This is a genomic window from Sneathiella aquimaris, from assembly GCF_026409565.1.
GTDB classification, from domain to species: domain Bacteria; phylum Pseudomonadota; class Alphaproteobacteria; order Sneathiellales; family Sneathiellaceae; genus Sneathiella; species Sneathiella aquimaris.
Window position 1 is genome coordinate 1944646 of sequence record NZ_CP112881.1, and the last position, 15118, is coordinate 1959763.

Below are 15118 nucleotides of genomic sequence, written 5' to 3' on the forward strand. Positions count from 1 at the left end.
ACGTTATGACCCCATTAAGTCCTTCTGTTGCTGTGGCCAATGATAAAACTCAGAAACGATTTGTTTTGATCCTGTTTGCAGGGCTGTGCCTTTCTCTTATCGTAGCCGCGACCATTGGGGCCGTATCGATCCCAGTTGCAGATCTGGTCGTTTGGTCCTTAAGCGATTTGCAGGAAAATGTTCTGTCTAATATACGGGCACCCAGGCTGGTTTTGGCAGCATTGGTTGGGGCGGCCCTTTCGATTTCTGGCGCCGCCCTGCAAGGCCTGTTTCGGAATGCCCTCGCGGACCCGGGCTTGATCGGTGTTTCCAGTGGCGCCCATCTGTCGGTAGCGATTGTTATTGTGTTCGCCGGATCAATCGGGGGAATTGGGGGGTTGTATGCGTTAAGCCTCGCTGCTTTTCTTGGAAGCCTGCTTGCATGTTTCGTGATTTTTCAGTTCGCCAGAATGAGCGGTACTCTATCTGTGACGTTCATGTTGTTGACCGGGGTTGCGATAAATGCGTTGGCAATGGCGGGCGTGGGGTTTCTTAGTTTTATCAGCGATGATCAGCAGCTTCGTGCCATCAGTCTTTGGTCAATGGGTAGTGTTGGCGGGGCGCTTTGGCCGTCGGTTCTGGTTTGCGGCTCGGTTGTTGTTCCTGCGGTTTTTTTTCTTCTGCGCAATGCTTCGGCAATGAACATTCTTTTATTGGGCGAAGAAGAAGCCCAATATTTGGGCGTGGATAGCAACCGGGTAAAACGGAACATTATTATTTGTACGGCCTTATGCGTCGGGGCGTCCGTTGCCTTGACAGGCTTGATCGGCTTCGTTGGTTTGGTGGTGCCGCATCTTGTCCGCCTTGTGATCGGTCCTGATCATCGCTGGCTTATTCCAGCTTCAGCATTGCTTGGCGGTATCTTGCTGACAATTGCGGATACCATCGCCAGAACGCTTGTCGCACCAACAGAAATGCCCGTGGGTATTCTGACCAGCTTAATTGGCGGCCCCTTTTTCCTTTGGTTGCTGATGCGCCAATTCACCGGACGGTTTGGACTATGATTGACATCTCACACCTTTCCCTTGACCAACAGGGAAACAGTATCCTGAGCGATATCTCGACGCAAATTCCAACCGGCAGGATTACCGCAATCCTTGGGCCAAATGGTGCAGGAAAATCCAGTTTGTTGAAATGCCTCACGGGGGCGACGAAAAATTACACAGGAAATATTCAGTATGACGGCCGGGACCTCAGATCCTATAAACTGGCTGATCTTGCTAAGAAACGCGCCGTTCTATCGCAGCATCTCACTGTCGGTTTTCCATTCTCCGTGAGTGAAATCGTTCTCATGGGCCGTAACCCTTATTCAAAAACCGGATCCGACCGGGAGGATGTCCACATTGTAGATCAGGTGCTGGCATTGGTGGATGCCCGGCATCTTAAAAATCGGCTCTTTCCCTCTTTATCCGGGGGAGAACAACAACGTGTGCAATTGGCGCGCATACTGGCTCAATTGTGGCGACAAACGGGGGCTTGTCTTTTTCTCGATGAGCCAACCTCTGCACTTGACCTGAAACATCAATTCGCCGTGCTGTCGCTTATCCAGAAACTGAGTTTTGACCAGTCATTTACAGTTATTTGCGTATTGCATGATCTTAATATGGCAAAGATTTTCTGTGACCATGCGATCTTGTTGAAGGGTGGGGGATTGCATGCGGTAGGGGAGGCAAAACAGATTATTAATCCGGAGACGATCAACGACGTATATCAGGTTTCAATGGCGGAAGTATCGGATGGATCTTCAGGACAGAAACATCTTATCTATCAGCTTCCTATTGCGCGGCGTCCGATATCTTAACGATAATATATTGTATACGGACATTGCGTTTTGTGAAAGAATTACAAATATTAATGTTTCTGTTTTCCATTAAAAAAGGCAGGTAAGCAATGTCCGAAAATGACCATGTCCCACTGGGGGACATTGCTTTTCTCGATCATATCGCGACCAATGCCAGCCCCGCCGCTGCGCGCGCACTTCTGGAAAGCGTCCCGGGGGCAATCTTCGAAGAACTTGAAAAAATCAGCAACGCGCTTGTTGCAAAAGATAGTGTCGCCTTGAAGTCTGCGTGTCACAGTCTGCGGGGCGCCTGTTATTCCATACAGGCAACGCGGTTGGCTGAAACGGCACGCCAAATGGAAGAGATAGCGACGGATTTGACGCTCGCACAGGACTATCTTGACTATCTGCAGAATGTGGGAGCCGAAACTGTCGACTGGTGGACAGAATTTCTGGATGGGGGACGGTATCTTGAGGCTTCTGAGCCCTAGTGGATTATTTTCAAATCGCGCTGTAAATAATTGTTTTCGCTAGCCATATTCCTTCAGGTTGATATGCTGGGTCATCATTTTCCGGGGGGGCTATGGAAGATTTTTTTCTGCTTTTTATAATACTCGTACCCTTTGCGTTGGTCGGTCTCTTGATCTGGCTGGTTTTAAAGGTCCGATCATTGGAACGCAAATTTGCGTATCTTGTAAAACAGCAATCTGTTTGGTCCCGCACCGATGAGGTTAAGGGCCGGCCTGTATCGGCACAGACTGAGGTAGTTAAGGATCCGGCGCAGGCTGAACAAGAAAAAGAAAGCCCTACAAAAGATCAGCCACTTTCCCCTCATACAGAACAATCTGTGAGTGTAAAAATCAACGCGGACGCTCATCCAGCAGAGCCCGGTATTCAAGAAACTTTCCGGACTGAAAGTGACACTGAAAGTAATATTGCCGGGGCGCCGAAGGTAAGCCTGCTGGACCGTCTGACGGATATCCGCATACTGATTTGGATCGGTGGATCCGCCCTCGCGTTAGGCGGGGTCTTCGTCGTAAAATACTCTTTTGAGCATGAATTGTTAGGTCCCTGGGGTCGGGTGTTGGCCGGTGGGTTGCTGGGGCTGGTAATGCTGGCGGCGTCTGAATGGTTGCGGCGTCAGGAAGATCTTGGATCGACCCGTCAACACTGGTCCTATTTACCGCTTATTGTCTCGGCGGCGGGTTTTGTAACCCTGTATGGCGCTATCTTCGCTGGATATGCCCTCTATCAACTGTTTTCGCCTCTGATTGCCCTTTTGTTGATGGCGGTCGTGGCCGCTTCGGGATTGGTTTATTCCTTGTTATTGGGACCTCCCATTGCTTTGCTGGCAGTGATTGGCGCGTATCTTGTCCCTCTATTGGTATCAACAGAAAACCCTTCTACCGAGATGTTGTATCTGTATCTTGGGGGTGTCATGGCCGGCAGTTTTCTATTCCTAAGATATCGGCAATGGCCTTTCATCGCCGGCGTCAATCTGCTGTTTGCTGTTCTGTGGTTCTTGATGTGGCTGGTCTTCTCGTCGGTTAAAACGGCAGAAATCATGGTTTTGACGATCTATGGCTGTATGGTCTTGGGCTTGTACCTGTATCAATTTGCAGGGCCTGTTAGCGGGCCACGGGAAAATGGCTGGCGAACCCTTTACCGTCATCCAGAAAAATGGGCGGTTGCAGCGGTCGCATTCGTCGGATTTATTGGTCTGGCGCTCGCCTTTTTTTCAAACTATCTGCCAGCCAGCCTAGCACTGCCGTTCTTGTTGTTGCCGATAACAGCGTGGGCCTCTTCCCGAAACGGGTTTTTGGAGACATCCGTTTGGATCGGACAGGCGTCTTTGCTTATCTATATTGGTTTATGGCCGGAGGGATCCTATCAAAACGGTGTCTTGCAACCGGACCTTGCCGTCATCATCTGGTCTGCGCTTGGCGGCGCGTTTTATGTTTTGATGGCCGGCTGGCGTCTGAAGTCAGGGATATCGGCCTTTAACGGGATTTTATATGCCGTCTATATGCCACTTCTCATTTTCTGCCTGTTGTTCTGGAAATATAACGGGTTCGGAACCTCCCTTGAATGGAGTGTTATTGCGTTGGTTCTGGCTGGTGGATATGTGGGGGCCGCAAGTACAATTCGTCAGAAAATGTCTGAAGAAGCAGGGCGGTTACTGGTGGGCCTGCTGGCGGCGGGTGGCACTGGTGGTCTATCGCTGGCACTTGCGGCCGCTTTGGAAGCAGAATGGCTGACAATTGCCTTTGCTCTTCAGGTCTTGGCCTTGGGGTGGATCCATCGCCATATCCCGATCAGAATATTCCGACCTATCGCATCCTTGCTGGCCATCATTGTTATTGTACGGCTCGAAATGGATAGTGAACTCTTTCGTTTTCTGTTTGATGCTTCTCTTTCTGTGGATTGGTATCTCTATGGGCTTGGTGTACCGCTTGTTGCTTTTCTTGTTTCCAGGCATATTTTTGGAAAAGAAAAACAGGACTATCTGACGGGTTTGCTGGAAAGTGGCGCGGTGCTGTTTTGGGTAAGTTTGATTGCGTTGACAGTTCGTCAGTGGATGTCCGGTAGTGACGTCGGATTTCTGGGTTTGAGTTTTGCAGAAGCCAGCATTCATGTTGTCAGTTGGCTCTTGAATGCCCTTGGGCTGTATTGGTTGGCCAGTCGGCGGTCAAATCCGGTGCGAGAGTGGGCCTGGAAAATCCTGGGAGCCTTCGGACTTGGGGTGCTCGTGTTCGGAACGATGCTTCTGTTAAATCCGATGATTAGCCGGTCAGGGGAAGTAGGAAGCTGGTATCTGATCAATTGGCTTTCGTTTGGGTATATCGGCACTGCGGTCATCCTGCTCATGGGTACACGGGTGTTGAGATCAGATCATCTGAAATATGGACCCTATATTGTAGGCCTCGCTGGATTGCTGGGGTTTTGGTATCTGAATACAGAAATACGGCACTTCTTTAATGGTCCTGACATGTTGCTGGGATCGGTAGGAGAGACCGAAATGTATGCCTATTCTGTAGGCTGGTTATGTTATGCGGGCGCTGGCATGGGGTTAGGTATTGCACGGGACAGGCATCGTATCCTTCAGGCGGCGTTATTATTATTACTGCTGACCGCAGTGAAGGTTTTCTTTTTTGATATGTCCGCCTTGGAAGGCTTGTTACGAGCTGCGTCGTTTCTGGGGTTGGGCATTGTATTGATCGGGCTGGCGTTTCTGTATCAACGATTTGGAAAAAAGAATGTCCATAATAATCCTTGATATAGTTACATATGAAACTATTATTAGCACCATGAGCTATTGCTGAAGGGAACAGAGAATGAAAATTCAGAAAATTCATCATGTGGCGTACCGGTGCAGGGATGCGAAGGAAACTGTCGATTGGTATGTAAAATACCTGAATATGGATTTTGTTCTGGCGATTGCCGAAAATGAAGTTCCTTCGACGAAGGCGCCTGATCCATACATGCATGTATTTCTGGATGCTGGGAATGGAAACATCCTGGCATTTTTTGAGCTGCCGAATTCCCCTGATATGGGGAAGGACCCCAATACGCCTGAATGGGTTCAGCATCTTGCGTTAAAAGTTGGAAGTATGGACGAGCTCCTCGCAGCGAAAGAGCGGTTTGAAGCCGACGGCATTGATGTGCTTGGTCCGGTCAACCACACTTTGTTTCAGTCCATCTATTTTTTCGACCCAAATGGTCATCGGATCGAACTTGCCGCAAATACTGATACGGCGGAAATGAACGCCAAACTGGACCATGTAAAGTGGGAAATGCTGGAAGAATGGAGCCGGACAAAACGGGCCCCCCAACATGCACGGTGGATGCATGACGGCAGTGTAGAGCCGGATTTTGCGAAAACGGAAAAGTAATATGAAATTTGCCTCTTTAAAAAATGAAACGCGGGACGGGCAGCTTGTTGTCGTTAGCCGCGACCTGACAGAGTGTCTTGCTGTGACTGACATTGCCCCAACGCTGCAATACGCCTTGGATCATTGGGAAGATGTAAAAGGTGCGTTGGAAGAGGCTTATATTCGGCTAAATAAAGGAACTGCAGAGAAACGGACTGTTTTTGATCAGCAGCAGGCATTGTCGCCGCTTCCCAGAGCATATCAATGGGCGGATGGATCCGCCTATGTTAATCATGTTGAACTGGTGCGCAAAGCCCGTGGGGCCGAGATGCCCCCCAGCTTTTGGACCGATCCCCTGATGTATCAGGGCGGATCGGATACTTTCCTTGCACCGACCGAAGACATTCCTCTGGTGGAGGACGCCTGGGGACTGGATTTTGAAGGAGAACTCGCCATCGTAACGGACGATGTTCCCATGGGCATCCAAAAGAAAGAGGCGTCCGATAAAATTCGACTGGTCATGATGGTAAATGATATTTCCTTGCGCGGATTAATCCCGCCTGAGTTAGGAAAAGGCTTTGGGTTTTTCCATTCCAAACCTTCCAGTGCGTTTGCGCCTGTGGCGGTGACCCCCGATGAGCTGGGTTCTGACTGGAAAGACGGCAAGCTTCACCGTCCTTTAGAGGTTACCTATAACGGGACCCTGTTTGGCTGCCCGGATGCTGGAACTGATATGACCTTTGATTTTTTGGATCTTATTCAGCACGCGGCAAAAAGCAGAAAACTTGGGGCTGGGGCGATTATCGGATCGGGAACCGTGTCTAATAAACTGGACGGAGGGCCCGGAAAAACTGTCGCTGAAGGGGGCAGAGGATTTACCTGCCTTGCAGAAATTCGGATGATTGAAACCATCGAAAATGGTCAGCCATCAACGCCCTTCATGAAAACCGGGGATCGTGTTGTGATGGAGATGCTGGATCCGTCAGGTCACTCAATCTTCGGGCGGATCGATCAGAAAGTAGTCAAAACTTCCTGAACCTGCCCCGCCTGATCCATAAAGACCAGGTCGGCCTGCCGGTCTGGTTTCAAAAGGCCAATTTTGTGATCCAGACCCATAAATCGAGCCGGGGTTTCACTGGCCATTTTAACGCTGTCCTCTAACGTCTGCCCTAATAGGTTGATGCTCCGCATTACGGCATCTTCCATCGAGATAGCCGACCCAGCAAGAACCCCTTCTGAAGTCGTGCAGCGACCCTGTTTGACGGTTATTTTCTCCCCCTGAAGGATAAAGTCTGGATTTTTACTGCCTACACAGGGCATGGCATCTGTAATCAGGATCGTGTGATCAGGTGTTTTGCTGGCGATTGCATTTTTCAAGACCGCAGGATGCACATGATCTCCATCGGCAATAATGCTGCAATAACTGGACGGGGCTTGAAATGCGGCCCCGATGACCCCCGGTGCCCGGGATAGCATAGGGGGCATGGCATTGTATAAATGTGTAAAACCGGTCAGTCCGGCATTCACGGCATCCATTGTCTGCTCGTAAGTGGCGTCTGTATGGCCAGCCGCGACAATAACGCCGGCCTGAACCAGCGCCTGAATGAAATCAGATGAAACTTTTTCCGGGGCGAGAGTGATTAAAACATGATCAAGCCCAAACTCATCCAGTAGATCGAGAAATTTGTCTTCAAAATTGCGAATGAAGCGTTCGTTATGAACCCCTTTTTTGACAGGATTTAAATACGGGCCTTCAAAATGCAGCCCTTTAATAGAGAGGGGATATGCAGATTGAATATCACAATAGGCCCCTGCAAATCGGCGCATGATGTCAAATTCATCAGTGATCAGGGTGGGCAGCATTGACGTCGTCCCAAACGGCAAGTGGGCTCGCGCCACCTTTTCCAGACCACTCATTGTAGGGGCATCATTCAGTAGAATGCCGCCGCCGCCATTGACTTGAATGTCGAAAAAGCCGGGGACAAGAAAACCCGATCCCAAATCCCTTATTTTGGCATCCTCCGGGACTCTGTCTCTGGATAACACCGATTTGATTTTGCCTGCGGTAACATGCAGAAGGTGATCGGTCGCCCACTCACCATCAATCAGCAGAAAACCTGCCGTGATGTAATCAAAATCAGAAAGGGTGGATATGTTACCAGACGCCAAAATAGATCCCCCGCTCTTTTGCATTATCCGTTTTTTCCTCAATGGTGTCGTGCGCCACGGTAAAGCGTGTCTTTCGGGCTCTTATCCATTGATTGATCCGATTTTCGAAGGACTGGCAGCGTTCAGCCTGAGACGGATCACGGGCGAGGTCGTTCTGTTCCTTAGGATCATTTACCAAATCAAAAAGCTGAGGATCAAAACCATCGAAAGAAACGTATTTCCATTCTTTGGTGCGTATCATATAGCCGCGTGTTTGGTCCGGGGCCAATCCTAATGAAAGGCGCGCGTTTCGCCATGCATAATCGACTTCACTAAAGACAGCATCCCGCCAGACAACAGAAGTGTCCTGTTTTATCAGGGGCGATAAAGAACGGCCTTCCAGAAGATGCGGTTTTTCACGGCCGCCCAGGGCATCTATGAAGGTAGGGATCAGGTCAATTGCTTCGACAAGGTTTTCGTCTGTGTGACCGCGGCTTACATCGGCTGTTGGATCCGGATCAACGACGATCAATGGTATCCTGACACTTTCTTCATGAAATAACTCTTTTTCACCCAGCCAGTGATCCCCCAAATAGTCTCCGTGATCGCTGGTGAAAACTATGAGAGTATCTTCAAGGCGGCCCTGTTCTTCAAGAAAACCCATAAGTCGGCCAATATTGTCATCTATTTCCGAAATGAGCCCCATATAGGCGGGTATGACGTGTTTTCGTTTGGTTTCATCCGAAAAATTGACACTCTCCTCATGTTTCATGAATGCGTCTACAACAGGGTGCGGATGCTCCTTTTCCTGTTCATTGCGATTGGCCGGAAGAACGTCTTCTGGTCCGTACATATTGTGGTAGGGGGACGGCGCGATATAGGGCCAATGTGGCTTGATAAAACTAAGATGCAGGCACCAGGGCTGATCCCCCAGCTCTGATATTTTTGCCATGGCTTTATCTGTCATATAGGCGGTTTCAGAATGTTCGGCCCGGACCTCTGCTTTTAAATGAGCGTTCCTTAGAAACCAGCCGCTTTGTAACGCGCCCGTGTCGTCCCGGCCTGAATTTGCGGCTGTATGCCACGGATTGTCACCTTCATATCCCATGTCTCGCAGGTAGGTATTGTAGGCAAGGTTGGGGTCGGTCAATTGATCGGGGTGCAATCCGTCATCGCGCTCCCACGGCTCAAAGCCACATTGGGCGGCAAGAACCCCGTTTTTTGAAAGCGGATCAATTCCAAGACGATCCATATTGGCCCGATCAGCACTCATATGTGTTTTCCCCAGAAGGCCGGTTTGCACCCCCAGTTCCCGCATATGATCCCCAAGCGTTGGCTGCGCGATATTCAGGGGAACACCGTTATATGTGGCACCATGGCTGAACATATAGCGACCCGTGTAAAAACACATGCGTGAAGACCCGCAAACAGGGGCTTGTACATAGGCCCTTGAGAAGTTAACCCCGCGGGCCGCCAATTGGTCGATGTTCGGCGTTTTGATTGTCGGATGACCGTTACAAGCGAGATAATCCGCTCGCAACTGATCACACATGATAAACAGTATATTTCGGGTTTTAGACATGAGTTTCTTTTGAGTAGGGAGTTCCATTGAGAAAACTGAAGATTTCCTGCCAGGCAACCGGGTTTTCTTTCATAAATAAATGACCGCCTTCATAAACCCGCAAGGTTGCCCCGGGAATAGCCTCTGCAATGGCTTCTGAATTATGGACAGGTGTAATGCCATCATCCTGTCCACAGGCGACCAAGGTAGGGCAGGAGATCTGTGGTAACTGATCATAGATATCATGATCCCTTCGGGCTTTCATCTGGGCCTTCATGGCAGCTTTTTTTACAGGATCATTAAGGGTGGCGGATGCACTTTGGAAATGATACGCAAAAATTTCTTCAGCCTCTTTGGGATTGGCCCGTTGCCACTCATCATGGTGTTTTAAATTCAATAATTTCATGAAGGCTTGCGCATACTCGTTGGCGGTTAACTCCTGAAGTTCCTGAAGCGGATAGGACGACCCGCCAGCACCGCCGCTGCTTGTGCAACACAGGACAAGACGGGTTACTCTTTCTGGATGATGTACGGCAAAATGCTGGGCGATCATACCACCAAAACTAATGCCAACGATATGGGCTTTTTCCCAGCCCAGGTGAACCATAAGATGGGCAACGTCATCCGCGTAAGCACCCATGTCCGGTGCTTGTTGAGGAGAAGAGGATTGCCCCATGCCACGGTTATCAAAACTCAGGATGGTAAATTTTTCAGAGCCAGGAACATCAAAGATATTCGGTTTATGCCGGGTGTCTGAATTGGTTCCCGAAATCAAGATCGTTTTCGGGCCTTCTCCTGATATTTTATAAAAAAGAGAATGGTCGCCTAAATTAAAAAATCCGCGTTGATATTTTTGGCTCATTCAGGGATCCGGCAAAGTGAAATAGAAGTTCGCCAGTGTCGCAGTGGTAAGCAGATTTTGCAAGCAGGGAACAGCCGTTAATCTTGAGTTGTTTGAGAACCTGGTTTCGGAGTGAAATCGGCGTTTGCAAACTCATGAAGTTTTTCGATGGCTTCATCACATTTTTGCAGCAATTCGGGGATGCGTTTGAACGCCTTATCATATTTGTTTTCTTTGCAAAGCGTATCGATTTGGATGGCGACACTCGATGCAGACATAAGTCCAAATTGGCCAAAGATGCTTTTCAACATATGAACCTCTCGGCGCAGCCTTTCAGTGTCCTTCTTATGATGTGCGGTTGTTATCTCCCTGTACCGGATTTCATACTGATCGAACATTTTTCGAACGAGGTTATGAACTATCTTCGTTCCGAGTACGTCGGTAAGTTCATTAATGAAGTGCGGATCGAGAATAACGCTCGGGCGCGATTTTTTATGAGCTTTGGGTTGAATTTCCGGTATGCAATGTCCGGTTGCGTCTTTTTGCGCCGCGGTGGTGTTGGTTGTTCCGTATGGTTGCGTGGTGTGCTTAAACAGACAAAGAACCAGTCCGTTTTGCGAAAAATGGGTAATCTGGAGTGAGACGATATCAGGACCCAGTTGAACGTCAGGAACAGTTTGGGCCCGGGGTTTTGCGTTTGGGCTCTCCGCATGGCTGGTGAGATGGAAGATCAAGTCCCGGTTTCGATCAAGGTCGATCTTCAGGAAACGGATTAAATCAGTGTAGTGCGATCCTTCTTTGAACGTTTTACGATTGAGATCGAGCATTTCGAATAAATCGGTGTTGCAGGAGACAAGAATGTGCTGATCGTCAAAAATGCAAATACCGGCGGGAATACCGGCCAGCATATCCTTTAGAATGGACTGATTGTTCAAAATCGATGTTTCCGACGGCTGAAAACCAGCCGTATCAGTCCAAATTTCGATACTACCGGATGACGGTAATCGGATTTCACAGAATTGCAATATCCTGCCGTCGGACCATTTCTGCAAGATCCAGTCATGCCCCTGTTTATGTTCTTTAAGACGCCGTTGTATCCAGTGTTGCTCCGATCCCACTGCGTCAGTAACTTTACCGCTATAGGCTGACGCCGTAAGCAACTCGACAAATTCCAGACCGGGCTCAATTATCCCTTTAAATTGATTGTTAAACCTAACAAACCTGTCATTGAAAAGGATCAACCGGTCGTGTTGATCAAAGGTTGCAATTCCTGCGGGGAGTTTCTCCAGAAGTTCCAGAACGAGAGTTTCCTGATCAGCAATGCTTTGGGTGTGGGAAACTCGAACGTAAAGGCCCGCGAGTAGCTCGGTGATTGATTTGGAAATATCCAGAAACAGCGTATCCAGCGGTGCCGGTTTTGTTCTGAAAAATTCAAGGATAGCTACGGTTTTGTTATCAACGATAACCGGCAGACCAAAACCGGATTTTAATCCTGATGCTCTAAAGGCATCCAGTCGTCTGAAGTCAGTATTGTCTGACACGTCTGTCAGACAGGATAGCTGGCAGGTTTCCCATATCGTCCCAGTGAACCCTTGCCCATATTCAATCTCCTTATCAATCGTCGCTTTCTGAAACGCGGCAAAACGTTCGGGCGTGTCAGAAAACCAATGATGTTTAAACGCGTCTGTTTCCGGGTTAATGACAAGCGCATGACCCAGATCCCATTGTCCAAATCGCGTGAGAATTTTGACATTTTTGTACAGGGCATCTGTAAAGCTTGTTGAAGCAGTCGCAATGGAGGTCCCCTTGTTCAGAATATCAATTGCAACAGTCTGTCGGTTAGCGATTGCCGAGAGTGATTTTTCCTTCTGCAAGATCCTGAGAGACCGGGCCAGAAGTCCGGCAAACAAAAACAGATATCCGAGAGTTCGGCTGAGTTCCTGCCCGATAGTATCAAAAAGAAGACTGTGTCCTTGTTTACCGAAAATCCAAAGCGTTGGAAAAAGGAGCGAAAGCACCATCAAAAAAAGCCAGAAGTCTGCACGGTACGGGGACAGGTGCTTTCTGGTGGCAAAGATGAGTGCGGCTCCGCTTTGGATACCCAGAAGGCCGAGCAGGATGGGTATTAAATGGTCTGCAAAAAATTCTGAAATAGGGATGACTTCGCCAAACAGACTTATTCCTGAAGTAATCAGGAAGAATATACTGAACAACAGATAGACACTTTTTGAAGAAAAGGGCGTGTTGATAAAACGGGTTCGGTGAAGCGCTATAACACCGGACATCACGGTTAGAAACAGTACAATAAAGAACGAATAGTAGGACAAGGCGGTCTTGGAATAATCAAAAGTCCGCATAGGATTAAAATGAGGGAGGGAGGCAAAACGTTCACCTTCAAAAAAGACGGCACCGCCCAACAACAGGATAAGAAGAAGAGAAAAACGGGTAGGGTTTCTATAATGAAATATGAAGATCGATATAAAAAGGATGCCACTCAAGAGAATATTGGCGGATTGCATGGAAAGACTGAATTCCGCTGTTTGTTTGGCTCCTAGCCACAGTGTTGCCAGGAGCGGGGGTAAGACGATGGTTAGGATTAATCCCATAGTAAGATAATCCGGGTTCCCTAATGATCGTCGCCTGATATCCGGGATTACCCGGGCGCGCTTTCGGTCCTGATGGCTATCACTGAAGAAGGCCATTATCAGCCTGACGTAATATGCTCACTTTGACCTGATTGCCGCGTCCCAGATATTCCAGATCGTCGAAACAGATTTGTTTCGCCACCTGAATACCTCGTCCATGAAAGCTGGTAAAATTATCCAAAGACATTCTTTTGGGTTTTTGGGGCAAGGCATCCAGATATTCTGACACGTTAAAGCCCGGTCCTTCATCGGAGATCGTGAAACTTATTCCGTCTGGTGTTTGTACAAATTCAATTGTTGCGGACCGTTTTCCAAGGTCTGGATCAAGAAGTCGTTTCAAAATCTCGGACTGCCATCTTCCAGCATTAAGTAACTGTCCCTTTTCTTCAAAAGAAATTTCAAGATTTCCGTGCTCAATACTGTTGATCATAAGTTCAAGCAATCCAACCGCAGCGTCACTGCTGTTCGGGCAGATCAGGGAAAGAAGTTGGGAGAGTGATTTTGCTTCTGAAAGTGTCCGGTAGGTAAAAGATCCTTTTGTCATTGCTTTCAACGAATGAACAACGGAATTCAGGTCCTCACTTAACGCCTTTTTCTGCTGATAATGACGATGGTAATCGGTCACAGTGTTTCTAACCGCATCCACGTCGATAGGGAGCGGAAGGATCTCCGAAGCTTGTGCCAGTAAGCCGGGTACCATGGTTTCAATATCGTCCGGATTGAGAAGCAGAACCAGTGAAACATCCGTGAAGCGGGAATCTCCCAAGGTATCTGCTAGTCGGTTATTAAGTGTTGGGGAGCACTGGGTGAGATCGACCACAATGACCCGTGGATCTTCAGCAATCATGTGAGGGGTTTCAACAAACGCATTGGCCGATAAAATGGAAAAGTTGGATCCCGTTTCAGTCAAATGGTCAAATGCAGGAGGTTGTTGTTCCGTTGAATAGAGAAGCAAGGCTTGCTCGGCGTTAGACGACATTGGCGTGCCCCTCATTTTTAATATGTATAATGGTTAGATCATCGTCAGCATGGGACCCTACGCGTTGATGGAAACGGTCGATCAGTTCTGAAAGCGATTTGGAGGGGGAATGTTCGTGGTACGCCTTCCAAATTTCATTTACTTCCTGTTCAAGCCCTTTTTCCCCGAGAAATCCCCCGTCCATGAGATCAACTTCAACCAATGCATCACTATATAAAATCAATTGCGCACCGATTGGAAAGTCTACAATGTTCACCGCATAATCCCAGTCAGGCCTTAATCCCAGTGGCATTCCTTTTGACTCAAGAAGTGAAAAAGAATCGAAAGGGGCGCTGCTTTGTTTTAATAACGGCGGCTGTGTTCCCGCCGCTGAATATTCAAGGACATTGTTTGTCAGATCGAGACACCCAAACAGCATGGTTGCATAGGATCCTCTGGGCAAACTCTGATACAGAAACTGATTAAGTGCCTTCAGAAGCAGATCTGGTTGGTCATATAAACTGGTCGATGAACTAAGCCAGGTCTGCATCCTGAATGTATTGAGTGCGGCCGCCACACCATGACCTGAGAAATCTGCGATATAAAAAGCGATCCGGTTTTCGTCGATGGGGTAAATGCCACCGATATCACCGCCCAATTCGGAGGAAGGCTCATAATGCCAGCCAATTCGTAATCCATAAAGAGAGTGAAATGATATAAGTTCTTCTTCTGATGGGCAAATATCCAATTGCAATTGACGCGCCTGTTCAAGTTCGCTAGCCACCCGATCATGAAAGTCGGTCAGCTTTTCAACAAAAAATCGGTGTTCCAGATGGACTTTTGTACGCGCCAGGATTTCAAACTTTTTGATGGGCTTTACGATCATATCGGTGGCCCCTAGATCAAAGGCCCGCGTGATGTCTGCCGCAGTGTCGCGGCCGCTCTGAATTAAGATAGGAATACTGGCTGTTGACTGACGGGACCGAAGTTCTTTGCATAGTTCGAAGCCATCCATGATGGGCATTTCAAGATCAAGGATTATAAGATCCGGAACTTGAAGTTCGATCACCTCTAACGCATCCTGTCCGTTTTCCGCATAACTGATGTTGAAATACCCATCGGTCATTAGGCATGCACAGATTAATTCTCTGATTAGGTCAGAGTCATCAACAACCAGGATACGGGCATTCTTAATTTTCACATCATGGCGTGTTTTCAGTAGTTCGATAGTCGATTGGGTTTCACTGGCAGCAGAAGACATCATCAGAACCTGT

Annotated in this window: 12 protein-coding genes; 6 read left to right on the top strand and 6 right to left on the bottom strand. The window is 48.3% G+C overall.

Features of this window, described 5'->3' with window-relative positions:
- The first annotated feature begins 5 nt into the window (after nt 1-5).
- From OIR97_RS09245 to OIR97_RS09270, 6 genes are all read left to right on the top strand, one after another.
- Nucleotides 6-1043: a FecCD family ABC transporter permease gene (locus tag OIR97_RS09245; protein WP_169545358.1), complete on the top strand. Its 1038-nt coding sequence runs from the start codon at nt 6-8 to the stop codon at nt 1041-1043.
- The gene (locus tag OIR97_RS09250; protein ID WP_169545359.1) at nt 1040-1840 is read left to right on the top strand and encodes a heme ABC transporter ATP-binding protein; all 801 of its coding nucleotides are present in this window, start codon (nt 1040-1042) and stop codon (nt 1838-1840) included. Before OIR97_RS09245 ends, OIR97_RS09250 begins: the two co-directional genes overlap by 4 nt.
- An 89-nt stretch (nt 1841-1929) precedes the next feature.
- Nucleotides 1930-2310: an Hpt domain-containing protein gene (locus OIR97_RS09255; RefSeq protein ID WP_169545360.1), complete on the top strand. Its 381-nt coding sequence runs from the start codon at nt 1930-1932 to the stop codon at nt 2308-2310.
- Nucleotides 2311-2402: 92 nt separating this feature from the next.
- Nucleotides 2403-5096 carry a DUF2339 domain-containing protein gene (locus OIR97_RS09260; RefSeq protein ID WP_169545361.1) on the top strand — a complete coding sequence of 898 codons (2694 nt, stop codon included), beginning with the start codon at nt 2403-2405 and terminating at the stop codon, nt 5094-5096.
- A 58-nt stretch (nt 5097-5154) separates the two neighbouring features.
- Complete coding sequence (locus OIR97_RS09265) at nt 5155-5712, top strand: VOC family protein (RefSeq protein WP_169545362.1); 558 nt, start codon at nt 5155-5157, stop codon at nt 5710-5712.
- A gap of 1 nt (nt 5713) precedes the next feature.
- Nucleotides 5714-6727 (top strand): fumarylacetoacetate hydrolase family protein, encoded by a 1014-nt coding sequence (locus OIR97_RS09270; protein ID WP_169545363.1) that lies wholly within the window; start codon nt 5714-5716, stop codon nt 6725-6727.
- Here the strand turns inward: OIR97_RS09270 and nagA are convergent.
- The 6 genes from nagA to OIR97_RS09300 all read right to left on the bottom strand — a co-directional run bounded on the left by nagA (nt 6703) and on the right by OIR97_RS09300 (nt 15108).
- A complete protein-coding gene (gene nagA / locus OIR97_RS09275; RefSeq protein WP_169545364.1) occupies nt 6703-7884 on the bottom strand; it encodes an N-acetylglucosamine-6-phosphate deacetylase in 1182 nt (393 codons plus the stop codon). The genes OIR97_RS09270 and nagA overlap by 25 nt on opposite strands.
- Nucleotides 7847-9421 carry an alkaline phosphatase family protein gene (locus OIR97_RS09280; protein ID WP_169545365.1) on the bottom strand — a complete coding sequence of 525 codons (1575 nt, stop codon included), beginning with the start codon at nt 9419-9421 and terminating at the stop codon, nt 7847-7849. Before OIR97_RS09280 ends, nagA begins: the two co-directional genes overlap by 38 nt.
- Nucleotides 9414-10262 carry an alpha/beta fold hydrolase gene (locus OIR97_RS09285; RefSeq protein ID WP_169545366.1) on the bottom strand — a complete coding sequence of 283 codons (849 nt, stop codon included), beginning with the start codon at nt 10260-10262 and terminating at the stop codon, nt 9414-9416. Before OIR97_RS09285 ends, OIR97_RS09280 begins: the two co-directional genes overlap by 8 nt.
- A 77-nt stretch (nt 10263-10339) precedes the next feature.
- Complete coding sequence (locus OIR97_RS09290; RefSeq protein WP_169545367.1) at nt 10340-12943, bottom strand: PAS-domain containing protein; 2604 nt, start codon at nt 12941-12943, stop codon at nt 10340-10342.
- Nucleotides 12927-13865 (bottom strand): ATP-binding protein, encoded by a 939-nt coding sequence (locus OIR97_RS09295; RefSeq protein ID WP_169545368.1) that lies wholly within the window; start codon nt 13863-13865, stop codon nt 12927-12929. Before OIR97_RS09295 ends, OIR97_RS09290 begins: the two co-directional genes overlap by 17 nt.
- Entirely contained in the window at nt 13855-15108 is a 1254-nt protein-coding gene (locus tag OIR97_RS09300) for a SpoIIE family protein phosphatase (RefSeq protein ID WP_169545369.1), read from the bottom strand. The genes OIR97_RS09295 and OIR97_RS09300 overlap by 11 nt, the downstream gene beginning before the upstream one ends.
- Nucleotides 15109-15118: the final 10 nt, after the last annotated feature.